Raw genomic sequence first — 15,788 nt, forward strand, 5'->3', positions numbered from 1 at the left:
ACAAGTTGTCACCCGCGTCCGAGGGCGCCGCACAGGAGGGCTCCTCTACCGAGCCGGGTGACAAACCCGGCGCCCTCCTTCTCGCAGCAGTCCACTCTGATTCAGCTCGATTCCCCGCGGTCGACCGTCCCGCGTCCTGCGGGTGGTGCTGACGATGTCCGTCGCACTCACCGTGCTCAGCCTGCTCGGATTCATCGCACTCACCGCAGGGACCGCGCTCTTCGTCGCCGCCGAATTCTCCCTCACCGCACTCGAACGCAGCACCGTGGAGGCGCACGCGCGCACCGGTGACGCGCGATCGCGGATGGTCCGCCAGGCGCACCACACGCTGTCGTTCCAGCTCTCGGGCGCCCAACTCGGCATCACGATCACCACGCTGATCACCGGCTACATCGCCGAACCGGTACTGGCCAGGCTGCTTTCCCCGCCGTTCACCGCGCTCGGTGTGAGCCAGAGCACCGCGCACGGCATTTCGCTGGTGCTCGCGCTGGTGCTGGCCACCTCGCTCTCGATGATCTACGGCGAGCTGGTGCCCAAGAACATCGCGATCGCGATGCCGCTGGGCACCGCGCGCCTGACCGCGGGCCCGATGATCGCCTTCTCGGTGGTCTTCAAGTGGATGATCCACTTCCTCAACGGCACCGCGAATTGGGTGGTCCGCCGCTTCGGTGTCGAACCGGCGGAGGAACTGCGCTCGGCGCGTTCGCCGCAGGAACTCGGCTCGCTGGTGCGCACGTCGGCGCTGCGCGGCGCACTCGATCAGCGCACCGCGATAGTGATCGACCGCTCGCTGCAATTCGGCGAGCGCAGTGCAGAGGAACTGATGACCCCGCGGGTCAAGATCGAATCGCTGGACAAATCCGATACCATCGCCGATCTCATCGCGGCCGCGAGTCGCACCGGGTACTCCCGATTCCCCGTGATCGACGGCGACCTGGACAACACCCTCGGCGTGGTGCACGTCAAACAGGCGTTCACCCACCCGGCGAACGTCCGAAACACCATCCCACTGCACCTGCTCGCACACCAGGTCCCGATCGTGCCCGCCAGCCTCGACGGCGACGAGGTACTCGAACGGGTGCGCGCCGATGGCATGCAGGTTGCGCTGGTCGTCGACGAATACGGCGGCACCGCGGGCATCGTCACCATGGAGGACATCATCGAGGAGATCCTCGGAGACGTGCGCGACGAGCACGACGAAGAGGAGCGCGACGTCCGCAGGGTCTCCGACGGCTGGGACTGCTCGGGCCTGCTGCGCATCGACGAGGTGTCGCGCGCCACCGGCTACGACGCGCCGGAAGGCGAATACGAGACGCTCGGCGGCCTGGTACTGACCCGCCTCGGCCGCATTCCGGTGACCGGGGACGAGGTGGTGCTGCCGAATCCCGGTTCGCACAACCGGGGGCCGAATGGTTCGTCCGACGAGGGCGGCTGGATCGCCAAGGTCGAACGGATGGACGGGCGGCGCATCGACCGCGTACGCCTGATCCCGGTCTCCGCCGACGAATTGCACTCGCGCATGCACCACGCGGACCAGGAGCACAGCCGTGGGTGACCTGTTCGGAGTTCTGCTCACCGTGGTGCTGCTCGCCAGCAACGCCTTCTTCGTCGCCGCCGAATTCGCACTGATCTCGGCACGCAGGGATCGACTGGAAGCGCTTGCCGCTCAGGGCAAACGCAACGCCGACACAGTGATCCGGGCTGGTGAGAACCTGTCGATGATGCTGGCCGCCGCGCAGCTCGGGATCACCATCTGCTCGATTCTGCTCGGCCGGGTCGGCGAGCCGGCGGTGGCGCATCTGCTGGAGGGCCCGTTCGAGCTGGTCGGCATGCCGGATCAGCTGTTGCACCCGATCGCCTTCGCCGTTGCGCTGACGATCGTGGTGATCCTGCACATCCTGTTCGGCGAGATGATCCCGAAAAATATCGCCTTGGCGGGGCCGGAACGCAGTGCGCTGCTGCTGGTTCCGATCCACCTGGCCTGGCTGCGGCTGGCTCGCCCCCTCATCGCGATCTACAACCTGGCCGCGAATCTGTCGCTTCGGCTGCTGCGGATCGAGCCGAAGGACGAGCTCAACGCCACCGTCTCCAGCGTCGAGCTCGCCGAGATGATCGGCGAGTCCCGGTCGGAGGGCTTGCTCGACGAGGAGGAGCACCGGCGACTGACGCAGGCGCTCGGCACCTCCGATCGGGTGGTCGCCGATGTGATGGTGCCCTTGGACATCCTCAGGTCGGTGCCGTTGCGCGGCAACGGAACCACGCTCGGCGACATCGAATCCGCCGTCGCGGAGACCGGATTCTCCCGCTATCCGGTCCGTTCCACCGACGGCTCGCTGGTCGGATATCTGCACGTGAAGGACGTGCTCGACAAGGTCGCCGACGAGACGGCCGGGCCGGGTACCCCCATACCGCGCACAGATATTCGGCCGCTGCCGACGGTGAGCATGGGCACCACGTTGTACGAGGCGCTCGCCCGCCTGCGCCGCACCAACAGCCATCTCGGCCGGGTCGTGGACAACCGTGGCAACACCACCGGCATCGTCGCGCTCGAGGACCTGGTGGAGGAGTTCGTCGGTACGGTCCGTGACAACACCCACCGGGTGATCGAATGAGGCGGGTCACGCTCGAATGAGTCTGCCGGTACTGCCCGCGGCGCGGTGGCGAGCGCAAGCCGTTGCGCATCGGGCGCGACTGGACGAGCTCGTCGGGCCGTATCTCGAACGGCGCTCGGCGGGTTCGTCGCATCCGGTGATCGACTTCCTGTTCACCTACTACGGACATAAGCCCGCGCAGTTGCGACGCTGGCATCCCGGCTTCGGAGTGGCCATGGCCGAGGCGTCGGAATACGAGGGTGCTCGCGGATATCACCGGCTGCCGAGCGAAACCGATGCGAAACCGAATATCGTCGAGCCCGCTCGTTCTCCTCTCGGAGACGGGCGGGCCGAATCCGGTTCCGGCGGTGGCATATTCACCGCCGACCCCGGCTTCCTGGCGCGACGTCGGGACACCATCGAGTTCGTCGCGAACCTGTTGCGCGCCACCACATCCCGACCGGCACAGTTGTCGTGTTTCGGACTGCACGAGTGGGCCATGGTCTATCGCACCGAGGACGTACGCCACCAGCAGGTGCCGCTACGGTTGGGGCGGGCAGGCACCGATGAGGTCGTCGAGTCGATGTCGTTGCGGTGCACCCACTACGATGCCTTCCGCTTCTTCACACCGGAGGCGGTCGGTCGCAATATCGAACCGCTGACCCGAGCGGACCAGGTAGCGACCGAGCAGCCCGGCTGTTTGCACGCCAACATGGACCTCTACAAATGGTGCTTTCACGCGAGCCCGCTGATCAGTTCCGAGCTGACTTTGGACTGCTTCGAACTGGCCCTCGCCGCTCGTGAGCTCGACATGCGCGCCAGCCCGTACGACCTGGCCCAACACGGCTACGAGCCGATTCGCATCGAGACACCGACCGGACGTGCCGAGTACGTCCGCCGCCAATCCGAGATCGCGGAGCGCGCTCGAATTCTGCGAGCACGCCTCCACGACGCGTGCCTCGACCTGCTCGCACACGTTCCTGACGTGCGATAGTCCCGCAGCACCTCGCACAGCGAAACCGGTTGCCCTTCCCGAACATTCACTCAGACCAGGCCGATGGCATAACTACCGCGACGGCTCGACACTAGGTTGCTAGCATGCTAGCATTGACTTGTGGGCGACGAGGAGATCAAGCAGTTCAACGTGTACCTGCCGGTCGGACTGATCAAGCAGGTCAAACACCACTCCATCGAGACGGGCCTTTCACTGTCGGCGTTGGTCGCCCAAGCGTTGCGCGCCTACCTCGAGGACGCCCACAGGCAACGACAGCAATCGACCGGGAAGGAAACCTGACATGGCGACCGATGGGATAGAGGCCGTGTTCCTGGAGACCCACAACTGGGGCAAGGCAGCGAAGTTCTTCCAGGCACTCGGCTACGAATTGGAGTTCTCGACCGACCACAATTCCGGCCAGCTCCGAAACGGAAACGGTCCCTACATCTTCATTGCCGAGGTCCCCGAAGACAGGGAGCTCGGAGTGCAGATCGTGCTGAAAATGACCGAGGCGGGTGCGCTCGGTCCCGATCCTGCCGTCGAGGTGGTGACACCGCTCTCGGACACCCATTACGGAACCAAGGAGATGACCGTTCGCGACCCGGACGGCCGTCTCTGGAGCCTGCAAGCTCCGACCGAGAACTGACCGTCATGGCGATCGCAGACGAGCCGACCGAGGCGCCGGACAGCACGGCGGTGCGAGTGGCCCTGTGGCGGGCGATGCACGTCCAGGTCGATCCGCCGCCGCACGTGCTCGAGGACGAGATCGGCCTGCGCCTGGCCGACCCCGACGATGACTGGCACCACCGCCCGGACATGGATCCGAACGCCACCAGCGGGTTTCGGGCAGCCATTGTGGCCCGCGCTCGTTTCATCGAGGAGCTGGTGGCCGAGCAGGCCGCCGACGGCGTCGTCCAGTACGTCGTCCTCGGGGCGGGCCTGGATACCTTTGCCCAGCGCAGGCCGGAGATCGCCTCCCGCATAGCGGTGTTCGAGGTCGACCAGCCCGGCCCCCAATCCTGGAAACGGCAACGCCTCATCGAACTCGGCTACGGCATCCCCGACTGGCTGCGACTGGTGCCGGTCGACTTCGAGGCGAGCGAGTCCTGGTGGGATCAGCTTGCTGCGGCGGGCTTCGATCCTGACAGGCCCGCGGTCGTCGTCTCCACCGGCGTGACCATGTACCTCACAAAAGAGGCGACCGCGGCCACCCTGCGCCAGCTCGCCGGGCTCGCTCCCGGTTCGACGCTCGCGATGACGTTCCTGCTGCCGCCCCAACTCCTCGACGACGCCGACAGCACCGGACTCCGAGCGTCGGAGAAGGGCGCGCGCGCCTCTGGAACACCGTTCATCAGCTTCTACACCCCGCGGGAAATGTTGACTATGGCCGGTGAAGCCGGTTTCGAGGCCCCGCGACACGTGCCGGGAACGGTACTCGCGGAGCGCTACTTCGCCGATCGCACCGACGGACTCCGCCCATCGAGCGGAGAGGATCTGCTGGTAGCCACCATCCCCACGCTGCAACCTGACGCAGCGCCTACGGACCGGGCCGAGCAATCCTCAGGAGCATGATCGACGAAGGAGGTCGACTGCGATCGAAGGCGGCGGAGACGGTTTCGGTGACTAGTGCGGCGCCGTCGCGCCGCCCGCGGACGATTGCGCCAGCGGTGCCTGCACGATCGTCAACACCGAGCGCTTGCGCAGTGTGAATCCCAGCGTTTCGTACACACTGATCGCCGTCGCATTCTGAGCGACAGCGTGCAGGAACGGCGTCTCACCGCGCGCCCGGATGCCCGAGCCGACTGCTCGGATCAGACGTGAGGCGAAGCCGCGGCCACGGAATTCGGCGTCGGTGCAGACAGCGCTGATCTCGGTCCAGCCGGGCGGGTGCATGCGCTCGCCTGCCATCGCCACCAGCCTGCCGTCCACCCGCAGACCGAGGTAGGTACCCATTTCTATGGTTCGCGGCGCGTACGGGCCCGGTTCGGTGCGGGCGATCAGTTCCAGGATCTCGGGTACATCGGCCGCGGTGAGTATGTCGAATTCCGGATCGTCGGCAACACGCAACGCCGCGCCATCCATCTGCACCGAGGCGAGTTCGTTCACGACCGTCCAGCCCTGCGGCGGCACGTGGCCATGCCCGCGCAGTGCGGTGCTGCCGCCCGGCCCGAGCAGTGTGGCCAGGTCGGCCCAGTCCTGTTCGCCCAGTACCGGCGGATGGCCGACGAACCTGGCGACCGCGGGGTCATAGCGGCCGATCCGGCCCACCCAGCGGGCGAACCGTCGATGCTCGCCACGCAACGACGCCCGCACCGGGTCGTCGAGCGGATGTATCGAAACGTCGATGGTCGACTCAATGGTCACCGCACTCTCCTCCATGACAGCGTTCAACCACAGAACGTTAGCGAGGCGCATAACCACCGGGCACCGATTGCACTCACCGCGATTCCGATTCCGCGGCACGCAATCGTGTCGGCCGGAGCGCACTATGGGACAGTCGGTACAAGTGACGAGGAGGTCCGAATGACATACATTCCCGAACCCACCAGGTACGACGGTGCGATGCGCTACCGCCGCTCGGGCCGGTCCGGTCTCGACCTGCCACTGCTCTCGCTCGGTTTCTGGCACAACTTCGGCGACGATCGCCCCTACCTCGTGCAGCGCGAGATCGCCTTGCGCGCCTTCGACCTCGGCATCACCCATTTCGACCTGGCCAACAACTACGGCCCTCCGTACGGGTCGGCCGAGATCAACGCCGGACGAATATTGCGCGAGGATCTCGCACCGTATCGCGACGAACTCGTCATATCCACCAAAGCGGGATGGGACATGTGGCCCGGTCCGTACGGACAGGGCGGTGGGTCGCGCAAATACCTGCTCGCCTCACTCGATCAGTCGCTGGCCCGGCTGGGGCTCGACTATGTCGATATCTACTACTCGCACCGATTCGACCCGACCACCCCGCTCGAGGAAACCGCAGCGGCGCTGAATACCGCTGTCCGCCAAGGGAAAGCGCTATACGTAGGGATTTCTTCGTATACCGCAGAGGATTCCGCCGCGATGGCGAAGATATTGCGTGAGCTCGGCACGCCGCTTCTCATCCATCAACCGTCCTACTCGATGCTCAACCGCTGGATCGAGACCGAGGGGTTGCTCGATGCCGCCGCTGAGGAAGGGTTCGGTGTCATCGGGTTCACCGCGCTCGCGCAGGGCATGCTCACCTCGAAGTACCTCGACGGTATTCCAGCGCAATCGCGTGCCACACAAGGTAAGTCGTTCCAAACCGAATTGCTCACCCCCGACATGATCGATCGGTTGCGCAAGCTGAACGAGGTCGCCTCCGGACGCGGACAGACGCTGGCGCAACTGGCCCTCGCCTGGGCGCTGCGCGACGCGCGTGTGACCTCGCTCGTGGTCGGCGCATCCAGCACCGACCAGCTCGCTCAGAACGTCGCAGCGCTGGACACTCTCGATTTCAGCGCCGATGAGCTCGCCGCCATCGACGTCCTCCTCGACGACGACGGCGAAGTCGATCTGTGGCGGTCGGCGCGCAAAGGCGCCCTCTGAGCGGACCGAGCATTGGGGATATTTCGCGAAATGACTCCCATAAGTTACTGACTGTTACTACTATTCAGTCAGTTCGCGGCCACTGCATGAGTCAGTGACTCGCATGGTTCGAGATCGAGGGAGTTGGGGGATGCGACGATGCGCCCATTGGTGAGGATTCGCCGTGCCCGATCGCTGGCTTTGGTCACTACCGCGGTGGTGGCCGCGATGATGGTGCCCAGCAGCGCCTCGGCCGATCTGCAATCGGATATCACCACCTTCGTGCAGGAATTCCTCGATGTCGGGCGCAGTTCGGTGCCCCGTGCCGACTGCGGAGCCGGGTCGATGCCGGAAACCGGTCTCCAAGGCGATGTTCCGGCGGCCGACCGCAACAGTCGGCGCAGCACCCAGGGCTATCGCTGCAATATGAGCATGCTCGGCAACTTCGCGGGGCGTGGCGCGGGCATCACCTCCACCAGCTACGAGAACTGTGCCTACATGGGCTCGTTCTTCCCCGGCGACCTGATCAGCGAAGGTCGCGGCGTCCAGGTGCTCGACGTGTCCGATCCGGCGAACCCACGACCGACCGCGACCCTGACCGAGCCCGCCATGCTCGCGGGCACCTGGGAAAGCCTGAAGGTCAACGCCGAACGCAAACTGCTGGTCGGCACCGGCGTGCCGGTCGGCGAGGGCGTCGGCTACTTGTCGGTCTATGACATCTCCGACTGCGCGCACCCACGCCTGCTCAATCCGGGCGCGGGCACCAATCTGCTGATGCCGCTGCCGATCACAACCCACGAGGGTGGCTTCTCCCCCGACGGCAACACCTACTGGGCCTCCGGTATCGCCCCCGGCTTCGTCAGCGCCGTCGATCTCACCAACCCGAGCAACCCGCGCGTCATCTGGCAGGGCCTGACCGGAATCGAGGCGCATGGCTTCGGCATCAGCGCCGACGGCAATCGGATGTATCTTTCGGCACTGGGCGGATTCACCGTGCTCGACATCAGCGCGGTGCAGCGCCGCGACCCGAATCCACAGGTGCAGCACATCGGCAGGACCTTCTGGACCGACGGCTGGGCCACTCAGCACAGCATCCCGGTCACCTACGGCGGCAAGCCATACCTCTACACCATCGACGAAGGTGGTTCCGGCGGTGTGAAACTCATCGACATCTCCGATGACACCGCCCCGAAGGTCGCGGGCAAGATCAAATTGGAGATCAACCTCCCGCAAAATATCGACAGCAATATCGGTTCGTCCATGGGTGGTTCGGTCTTCGCCTACGAGTCGCACTACTGCGCAGCCGACCGCCCGACCGATCCCACAGCATTGGCCTGCGGCTGGATCTCTTCCGGCATTCGGGTGTTCGATATCCGTGACCCGCACGACATTCGCGAGATGGCCTACTTCAACCCGCCCGCACGCACCGGCCAGAACCTTTCACTGTGGAACTCACCGCACGCCTTGGCCTCGATCATCGGCGTCCCGCTGATGACCGCGCCGCCCGCCGCTCGCGCGGTACTGGAGGGACAGTTCAACCCGTGGGACGCGTTCACCCCGCGCACCGGCAACCTCGCCTTCGGTGACGTCTCCACCGACTGGTGCTTCTCCCCGCCCGAATGGCGCGGCGACCAGCTCTACGTCGCATGCTCGGACAACGGCTTCATGGTCCTGCAACTCGACAACGCGGTGTACACCCCGCCCGCGGACCAGCAGTCGATCGTCGGGTCGTAGCGGTGTGGAACACCCGGTGGTTCAAGGTCGCCGCGCTCACCTCGCTGGCCGTGGCGCTGCTGGTGATCGGGGCGGCCCTACGCCCACTGGTGCTGCCCGAAGACCACACCGGCACACCGGTTCTCACCTCGGTAGAGGTCGGCTTCGCGCAGGACATGACCGTCCACCACCAGCAGGCCCTGATCATGGTGCAACGCCTCGACCGCGGCGCGGACCCCACCGTCCTGCGCCTCGCGCAACAGCTCGCCGACGCCCAGCGCATCGAAATCGGCACCCTGCTCGGCTGGCTGCGCCTGGCGAACGAAACCCCGCTTTCCCCACACCCGATGGCCTGGATGCACGCCGAACAAGTCGCACCCCACCAACATTCGGTAGCCGTCGCCGATAACCCGCAGCCACCGCCGAACTCCCTCATGCCCGGCATGGCAACCATGGCCGAACTCGACGCCCTGGCCACCGCTCGCGGCCGCGACGCCGCAATCCTCTTCTTACAACTCATGTTCCGCCACCACCAGGGCGGCCTCACCATGTCCAGCGCCGCCGACCAGCTCCTGCCGTCGGGCCCGGTCAAGGAATCCGCCCGCTCGATGTTCCAAAGCCAAAGCCAGGAAGCCGGTGTAATCGGCGTCCTACTCACCCAACTCGGCGGCCGCCCCCTCCCCTGACTCACCACAGCGCCAGCTGTGACTCCACCGCTTGACCTTGACACTGTGATAAGGACTTGAGTGGTCGTCGAAGGAGGTGGTTGTCGTGAACACAACCAACTACGGTGAGCCGGATGCTCGCCTCGTCGACGCTCTTGCCGGTGTCGATTCGTCTACGCGACTACGGGCGGCGCTCGCGGTCGGCACACTGGGCGATCCTCGTCTCGCTCAGACCCTCGTCGCCCGGTGTGCCGTCGAACCGGACTTCTTCGTCCGGGACATGCTGACCTGGGCGCTATGCCGGATGCCTGCCGAGATCACGGTACCTAGCCTGCTCGAAGAGCTCGGGTCCGATACGACGCAGGCCCGCAGTCAGGCGCTGCATACCCTGTCCAAGATCGGCGACCCGAGTGCCTGGCCTGCGGTGTCGACACTGTTGCACGACGAACACGACGAGGTGGCGCGCAGTGCGTGGCGGGCCGCGACGGTGCTCGTTCCGCCCGGCGAGGAGGGTGAGCTCGCAGCCGATATGGCGACCGCGCTCGGACGGGGTGACTACCATGTGCAGCTCAGCCTGAGCCGGGCACTGGCGGCGCTCGGAGAGGCCGCCGCATCAGTTCTGGACGCCGCCACGGCGAATCCCGATCCACGCGTTCGCGCTCATGCGGAGGCCACCGAACGGCTCCGTCGTGACCCCGATAGCGGGTTCACTCTGGCGTTCGAGATGGCCGAGCGCGTCGCTGTGACAGGTCCGGACACCTAGCAGGAGGACGACGGGATGTTGATCGGTGAGGTCTCGCGGCGTTGCGGCGTCAGCACCCGCATGCTGCGCCACTACGACTCGCTGGGGCTGGTGACACCGACGGGCCGCACATCCGGCGGTTACCGTGCGTACTCCGCCGACGACATCCGTCGTCTCTTCCATGTCGAGTGCCTCAGGACCCTGGGGCTGTCGCTCAACGACGCCAAGCGGGCGCTGGACGAGCCCGACTTCGCGCCGGCCGAATTGGTCGGAGAGCTCATCGGGCACACGCGAGCGCGGATTGCCGCCGAGGAGGAACTGCTCAGGAAGCTCGAGCGCGTCGATGCGGCCGCGCCGGCGCAGTGGGGGGACGTCATGGGCATCGTCACATTGCTGCGCGCGCTCGAATCGGAGTCCGGAGCCCACCGTCAACAAGCGGTGCTCTCCCAGAACGAGGGCGCGGCGCTGCCCGTCGAAGCGCTGGTCGAGGCAGCACTGTCGGAGGACGACCTGAATGTCGCCGGCGCGCTGCGGTGGTCGTTGGCGAGGGCGGCCGGTGCCGGGCTGACGGACCTGGCTGTCGGCCTGGATTCGACGGTGGTCGAGGTCCGGCGCCGCGCGACTATCGCGATAGCGGCGGTGCCGGCCGCGGAAGCGACGGTGCTGCTGCGGAAAGCCCTCGACGACCACGACGCGACGGTGCGAGATCGCGCTGCCCTGGCTCTCGGTGCCCGGCGTGTCACCGAGGCGGTGCCTGCCCTTCTCGAGATGGTCGTCGAGGGCCGGTCCGACGTCGAGGCTGCCGAGGTGTTGGGATTGCTGGCGGAGGTCGTGACGGCCGCCGACGACATCGTCCGTGCCATGCGGAACACGCTCGACAACACCGTCGATGCCCCGACCCGCTTGCGAATCACGCAGGCACTCGCCGAGCTTCCCCCCGCCGCGGCACGGGAGGCTCTCAACGAGCTGGCCGGTGACGGCGACCGGAAGATCGCGGCGACCGCGTCTGCGATCCTGCGCACCCGAGACCCCCGGAAATCTGATTTCGCAGGTAGATCGGCAGTCGAGCTTCCCTAGCTCTCGGGTCGCTGATCCCAATAGTCCGGTCGTGCGACGAGATAGGTCGCGGCGACGCGGTTCGGTGGCATCGCAGAGCGCCGGTATCGTCGATCATGATCTGACATCAGGGATACCGAAAGAGTTGAGGCGGCGCGTGATCCAGGTCGCCTTGGCAACTCCTACAGGCGATCTGTGCGCCGTCGCCGAGGCGTTGTGGATCGAACCGAAGCCGGTCGAGCACTGACCCGATACACGAGTTCCGTTGCGACCAATGCTTATCGAAACTACGACGAGTCTACGAACCGGTACCAGCGCCCATCGTATTGCCAGTATTCGACGCCGCGTTCGACCGGAGCCCCCGGACTCGGTGGCGCGCTTTCGGGTGGGAAGTAGGCGAATCCTTCCGAATTCTCCGATGTCCCTTGGACATAGAAAAGGCAGCCGCCGTCGCGAACGGTCACGGCGGTCACGGCGTACACGCCGAGGCGGGTATGGCGGCCGGGGTTGACGCAGTCGATCGACTGGTCCTCCAGGATGCCTCGGGAAACGTGCCAGCCCGCGTCCTGCGGGGCCTCGAACCAAACCAGCGCGGCGAGCGCGATGATCAGCAATGGCACCGCCAGGCTCACCTGGATGGTGTGATATCGAACCAGCCCGATAAGGCCGAAGAACAACGCGACCACGCTGACCACCGAAAGCCCCACCCACAGAAGCACTTTGGTGAACTGATCACCGAGAGACGCCAACTCCCAACACAGGGCGACGCACAATAGCGCGACCACGCAGGTGAGAAAGCTCATCCACACAACGAACCAGCGCGGTGCGCCCGAACGCGCGCGGACCCTACCGGCACTGCTCATCTGAACAAGATACGTCGGCGGGCACCTCCATCGCGAGTCCTCATGCGAGAAACAAGAAAACCCCTGGCCGCGGGGCCGATATCGACGGCCGCAAAACCAGGGGTTTTCGAGTGCTGGACGTTCAGCCCTGCGTCACAGTGGCGGGAATCCGGCCGAGCCGGTGACCGCCCAATTCCAGAACGACGCCGCCCGATTGGCAAGCAGAGCGATCACATCAAGGACAACGCTTCCCATAAAACTTCCTCACATCGGACATCTTCAGTGCAGGCAAAGGGTAACGGAATCAGCATCCGGCTCGAAACTCGCCCGGCAGCGGGCAGCAACCATCGACTGATACGTGAAACCCCCCGATCGGCGGCGTGCCGACCAGGGGGTTCACGGTAGCGAACTCAGAGGCAGTTCAGCGCCTTGGCCTCGCGGCGACGGCGGTGCAGGATCGGCTCGGTGTAGCCGTTGGGCTGCCTGGTGCCTTCGAGGACCAGTTCCTTGGCGGCCTGGAAGGCGATGCTGCCTGCGAAGTCCGGCGCCAGCGGCCGGTAGCTCGGGTCGCCCGCGTTCTGCTTGTCCACCACCGGTGCCATCCGCTCCAGGCTCGCGAGCACCTCGTCGGCGGTGACGACACCGTGACGCAGCCAGTTCGCCATCAGTTGGCTCGAAATACGCAGGGTGGCACGGTCTTCCATGAGACCGACATCGCGGATATCGGGCACCTTGGAGCAGCCGACACCGTGGTCGATCCAGCGCACCACGTAACCGAGGATGCCCTGGGAGTTATTGTCCAGCTCCTGCTGCTTCTCCTCGGCCGACCAGTTCGGGTTCGCGGCCAGCGGGATCTCCAGGATCTGGTCGACGGTCGCGCGACGACCACCGGCGGCGATCTCCTGCTGCCGCTCGAAGACGTTCACCTGGTGGTAGTGGGTGGCGTGCAGGGTCGCGGCGGTCGGCGACGGCACCCATGCGGTGTTGGCGCCCGAACGCGGGTGGCCGATCTTCTGCTCGAGCATGTCGTGCATCAGATCCGGCATGGCCCACATGCCCTTGCCGATCTGCGCCCGACCTGGCAGGCCGGTGGCGAGACCGGTGTCGACGTTCCAGTCCTCGTAGGACAGGATCCATTGCTCCTTCTTCATTTCGGCCTTGCGGACCATCGGTCCGGCCTCCATGGAGGTGTGGATCTCGTCGCCGGTGCGGTCGAGGAAGCCGGTGTTGATGAACACGACCCGCTCGCTCGCTGCCTCGATACACGCCTTCAGGTTCACCGTGGTGCGACGCTCCTCGTCCATGATGCCGACCTTGAGGGTGTTGCGCGGCAGGCCGAGCACGTCCTCGATCCTGCCGAACAGTTCATTGGTGAAGGCGACCTCGTCGGGGCCGTGCATCTTCGGCTTCACGATGTAGACCGAGCCGGTCCTGCTGTTCTTCAGTTCGGTGTCACCGCGCAGCGAGTGCGTGGCGACCAGCGAGGTGACCAGGCCGTCCATGATGCCTTCGGGCACGTCGTAGCCGGCGGAGTCGATGATCGCGTCGCTGGTCATCAGGTGACCGACATTGCGAACGAACAGCAGCGAACGGCCGTGCAGCACCAGCTCGCCACCGCCGATCGCGGTGTAGACGCGGTCCTGGTTCATGGTGCGGATGAAGGTCTTCTCGCCCTTGCTGACCTTCTCCGCGAGATCGCCCTTCATCAGGCCGAGCCAGTTGTGGTAGCAGAGGACTTTGTCCTCGGCGTCAACCGCAGCGACCGAATCCTCGAAGTCCATGATCGTGGTGATCGCGGACTCGAGCACGACGTCCTTGACGCCCGCCGGATCGGTCTTGCCGATCGGCGACGAGCCGTCGATCTCGATCTCGGCGTGCAGCCCGTTGTGCTTCAACAGCACCGAGGTCGGCGAGGCCGGGTCGCCGAGGTAGCCGACCAGCTCGGCACCGTCGGCGGCCAACGTGGTCACCTCGTCGTTGGCCAGCGTGACGGCCAGCTTGCCGTTGTCGATGGCGTAGTGCGTCGAGCTGCGGTGCGAACCGTTGGCCAGCGGGGCCGCGGTGTCGAGGAAGTCGCGGGCGAACTCGATCACGCGGGCGCCGCGGACCGGGTTGTAGCCGGTGCCCTTCTCGCCGCCGTCGGCCTCGGAGATGGCGTCTGTGCCGTAGAGCGCGTCGTAGAGCGAGCCCCAGCGCGCGTTGGCGGCATTGATCGCGAAGCGTGCGTTCATCACCGGCACTACCAGCTGCGGGCCCGCGGTAACGGTGATCTCGGTGTCCACGTTCTCGGTGGCGATCGCGAAGTCGGCCGGTTCCTGGCGCAGGTAACCGATCTCTCCGAGGAAGCTCTTGTAGGCAGCCTTGTCGTAATTCGCGCCGGGATGCTCGGCGTGCCAGGCGTCCAGCTTGCCCTGGATCTTGTCGCGTTCGGCCAGCAGGACGCGGTTGCGCGGGGCAAGGTCATTGATGACCTGCTCGGCACCGGCCCAGAACGCGGCGGAATCTACGCCGGTACCGGGGAGCGCCTCGTTCTCGATGAACTCGTGGAGAACGCTGGCCACCTGGAGCCCGCCGACCTGAATCCGCTCTGTCATCTACTGCCTCACTTTTGAGAAAGTCGGGTAGGAAAATCGACACCAATGTTACCCGTGGGTAGTGACACCTCGGCGCGTTGGGTCAATACGCCACGCTCCAGCAGTTTCCGACACAGCCTGCCGCCGAGCCGAGCCGACGGTACCGATTCGTTCGCGCGTCGGACGTGCGCGAGGTGGATGCGCTCGGACCCTTGATTGTATCGGCCGGTCCAATTAATGTACTGACTGGAACATTTCCTATACGTTCGAGCGCCTAGATCAATGGAGTACAGGGTGTCGTTGCCGGGACAGTCGTTGTCGGACAAGGTCGTGCTGGTCACCGGGGGTAGCCGGGGCTTGGGTAGGGAGATGGTGCTCGCGTTCGCCGAAGCGGGCGCCGACGTGGTGATCGCGAGCCGGAAACTCGATGGGTGCCGCGCGCTGGCCGACGAGGTGAAGAGCACCCGCGGCCGCCGCGCCTTGCCGGTGGCCTGCAATGTCAGCGAGTGGGCGCAGTGCGATGCGCTGGTGGAGACCGTCTACGCCGAGTTCGACAAGATCGACGTGCTGGTCAACAACGCCGGGATGTCGCTGCTGTATCCGAGCCTGGACCAGGTGACCGAGACGATGTTCGACAAGGTGATCGGGGTGAACCTCAAGGGCCCGTTCCGCCTGTCCACCTTGATCGGGACGCGCATGGCGGCCGCCGGCGGCGGCGCGATCATCAATATCTCCTCCATCGAGGCGTCGCGGCCCGAACCACTCGCAGTCCCTTATGCGGCGGCCAAGGCCGGGTTGTCCAACCTGACCGGCGGTCTCGCGCAAACCTTCGGACCGACCGTGCGCGTCAATACCATTCAGTGCGGCGCATTCGCCACCGATATCTCCAAGTCGTGGCCCGATGAGTTGCGGGCGGAGATGACCAGGCACAACGCGATGGCCCGGGTGGGCGAGCCGAACGAGATCGTCGGCGCCGCACTCTTCTTCGCCACCGACGCATCGGCCTTCTGCACCGGAGCCACCCTCGCGGTGGACGGCGGCTGGCGATGACGGCTGTCAACCAAGG

15 protein-coding genes are annotated in these 15,788 nt (G+C 65.7%); 12 read left to right on the forward strand and 3 right to left on the reverse strand.

Features of this window, described 5'->3' with window-relative positions:
• Positions 1-154 precede the first annotated feature (154 nt).
• From ACLMAJ_RS05215 to ACLMAJ_RS05240, 6 genes are all read left to right on the forward strand, one after another.
• Positions 155-1,555, forward strand: coding sequence for a hemolysin family protein (locus ACLMAJ_RS05215; protein WP_412012320.1), 1,401 nt, complete (start codon positions 155-157; stop codon positions 1,553-1,555).
• Entirely contained in the window at positions 1,548-2,612 is a 1,065-nt protein-coding gene (locus ACLMAJ_RS05220) for a hemolysin family protein (protein WP_412012322.1), read from the forward strand. Before ACLMAJ_RS05215 ends, ACLMAJ_RS05220 begins: the two co-directional genes overlap by 8 nt.
• Positions 2,613-2,628: 16 nt before the next feature.
• Positions 2,629-3,585 (forward strand): 3-methyladenine DNA glycosylase, encoded by a 957-nt coding sequence (locus ACLMAJ_RS05225; protein WP_479725026.1) that lies wholly within the window; start codon positions 2,629-2,631, stop codon positions 3,583-3,585.
• Between the two features lie 120 nt (positions 3,586-3,705).
• A complete protein-coding gene (locus tag ACLMAJ_RS05230) occupies positions 3,706-3,885 on the forward strand; it encodes a ribbon-helix-helix domain-containing protein (protein ID WP_412012323.1) in 180 nt (59 codons plus the stop codon).
• A gap of 1 nt (position 3,886) precedes the next feature.
• A complete protein-coding gene (locus ACLMAJ_RS05235) occupies positions 3,887-4,231 on the forward strand; it encodes a VOC family protein (RefSeq protein ID WP_412012324.1) in 345 nt (114 codons plus the stop codon).
• A 5-nt stretch (positions 4,232-4,236) separates the two neighbouring features.
• Positions 4,237-5,157, forward strand: a complete 921-nt coding sequence (locus ACLMAJ_RS05240) for a class I SAM-dependent methyltransferase (protein ID WP_412012325.1) — start codon at positions 4,237-4,239, stop codon at positions 5,155-5,157.
• 51 nt (positions 5,158-5,208) lie between these two features.
• Here the strand turns inward: ACLMAJ_RS05240 and ACLMAJ_RS05245 are convergent, their stop codons facing one another.
• Positions 5,209-5,949 carry a GNAT family N-acetyltransferase gene (locus ACLMAJ_RS05245; RefSeq protein ID WP_412012326.1) on the reverse strand — a complete coding sequence of 247 codons (741 nt, stop codon included), beginning with the start codon at positions 5,947-5,949 and terminating at the stop codon, positions 5,209-5,211.
• Positions 5,950-6,108: 159 nt separating this feature from the next.
• Here ACLMAJ_RS05245 and mgrA point away from each other — a divergent pair, with 159 nt between their 5' ends.
• The 5 genes from mgrA to ACLMAJ_RS05270 all read left to right on the forward strand — a co-directional run bounded on the left by mgrA (position 6,109) and on the right by ACLMAJ_RS05270 (position 11,328).
• Positions 6,109-7,152, forward strand: a complete 1,044-nt coding sequence (gene mgrA, locus ACLMAJ_RS05250; protein WP_412012327.1) for an L-glyceraldehyde 3-phosphate reductase — start codon at positions 6,109-6,111, stop codon at positions 7,150-7,152.
• 138 nt (positions 7,153-7,290) lie between these two features.
• Positions 7,291-8,865, forward strand: a complete 1,575-nt coding sequence (locus ACLMAJ_RS05255; protein ID WP_412012328.1) for an LVIVD repeat-containing protein — start codon at positions 7,291-7,293, stop codon at positions 8,863-8,865.
• A 2-nt stretch (positions 8,866-8,867) separates the two neighbouring features.
• Positions 8,868-9,530 (forward strand): DUF305 domain-containing protein, encoded by a 663-nt coding sequence (locus ACLMAJ_RS05260; RefSeq protein ID WP_412012329.1) that lies wholly within the window; start codon positions 8,868-8,870, stop codon positions 9,528-9,530.
• 85 nt (positions 9,531-9,615) lie between these two features.
• Positions 9,616-10,272, forward strand: coding sequence for a HEAT repeat domain-containing protein (locus ACLMAJ_RS05265; RefSeq protein WP_412012330.1), 657 nt, complete (start codon positions 9,616-9,618; stop codon positions 10,270-10,272).
• A gap of 15 nt (positions 10,273-10,287) precedes the next feature.
• Positions 10,288-11,328 carry a MerR family transcriptional regulator gene (locus ACLMAJ_RS05270; protein ID WP_412012331.1) on the forward strand — a complete coding sequence of 347 codons (1,041 nt, stop codon included), beginning with the start codon at positions 10,288-10,290 and terminating at the stop codon, positions 11,326-11,328.
• A gap of 266 nt (positions 11,329-11,594) precedes the next feature.
• Here the strand turns inward: ACLMAJ_RS05270 and ACLMAJ_RS05275 are convergent, their stop codons facing one another.
• Together ACLMAJ_RS05275 and ACLMAJ_RS05280 are read right to left on the reverse strand one after the other, a co-directional pair.
• Positions 11,595-12,170, reverse strand: coding sequence for a hypothetical protein (locus ACLMAJ_RS05275; RefSeq protein ID WP_412012332.1), 576 nt, complete (start codon positions 12,168-12,170; stop codon positions 11,595-11,597).
• Positions 12,171-12,559: 389 nt separating this feature from the next.
• On the reverse strand, positions 12,560-14,743 hold the full coding sequence (locus tag ACLMAJ_RS05280) for a malate synthase G (protein ID WP_412012333.1): 2,184 nt from the start codon (positions 14,741-14,743) through the stop codon (positions 12,560-12,562).
• A 273-nt stretch (positions 14,744-15,016) separates the two neighbouring features.
• Here ACLMAJ_RS05280 and ACLMAJ_RS05285 point away from each other — a divergent pair, with 273 nt between their 5' ends.
• Positions 15,017-15,772: an SDR family NAD(P)-dependent oxidoreductase gene (locus ACLMAJ_RS05285; RefSeq protein ID WP_479725027.1), complete on the forward strand. Its 756-nt coding sequence runs from the start codon at positions 15,017-15,019 to the stop codon at positions 15,770-15,772.
• Positions 15,773-15,788 lie beyond the last annotated feature (16 nt).

Source organism: Nocardia arseniciresistens, assembly GCF_046764875.1.
Classification (GTDB): domain Bacteria; phylum Actinomycetota; class Actinomycetes; order Mycobacteriales; family Mycobacteriaceae; genus Nocardia; species Nocardia arseniciresistens.

What these genes read in the sequence shown, in the direction of transcription:
- ACLMAJ_RS05255 (WP_412012328.1), top strand. Translation starts at nt 7,291, where the DNA reads ATGCGCCCATTGGTGAGGATTCGCCGTGCCCGATCGCTGGCTTTGGTC.
- ACLMAJ_RS05215 (WP_412012320.1), top strand. Translation starts at nt 155, where the DNA reads ATGTCCGTCGCACTCACCGTGCTCAGCCTGCTCGGATTCATCGCACTC.
- ACLMAJ_RS05280 (WP_412012333.1), bottom strand. Translation starts at nt 14,743, where the DNA reads ATGACAGAGCGGATTCAGGTCGGCGGGCTCCAGGTGGCCAGCGTTCTC.
- ACLMAJ_RS05275 (WP_412012332.1), bottom strand. Translation starts at nt 12,170, where the DNA reads ATGAGCAGTGCCGGTAGGGTCCGCGCGCGTTCGGGCGCACCGCGCTGG.
- mgrA (WP_412012327.1), top strand. Translation starts at nt 6,109, where the DNA reads ATGACATACATTCCCGAACCCACCAGGTACGACGGTGCGATGCGCTAC.
- ACLMAJ_RS05270 (WP_412012331.1), top strand. Translation starts at nt 10,288, where the DNA reads ATGTTGATCGGTGAGGTCTCGCGGCGTTGCGGCGTCAGCACCCGCATG.
- ACLMAJ_RS05225 (WP_479725026.1), top strand. Translation starts at nt 2,629, where the DNA reads ATGAGTCTGCCGGTACTGCCCGCGGCGCGGTGGCGAGCGCAAGCCGTT.
- ACLMAJ_RS05235 (WP_412012324.1), top strand. Translation starts at nt 3,887, where the DNA reads ATGGCGACCGATGGGATAGAGGCCGTGTTCCTGGAGACCCACAACTGG.
- ACLMAJ_RS05240 (WP_412012325.1), top strand. Translation starts at nt 4,237, where the DNA reads ATGGCGATCGCAGACGAGCCGACCGAGGCGCCGGACAGCACGGCGGTG.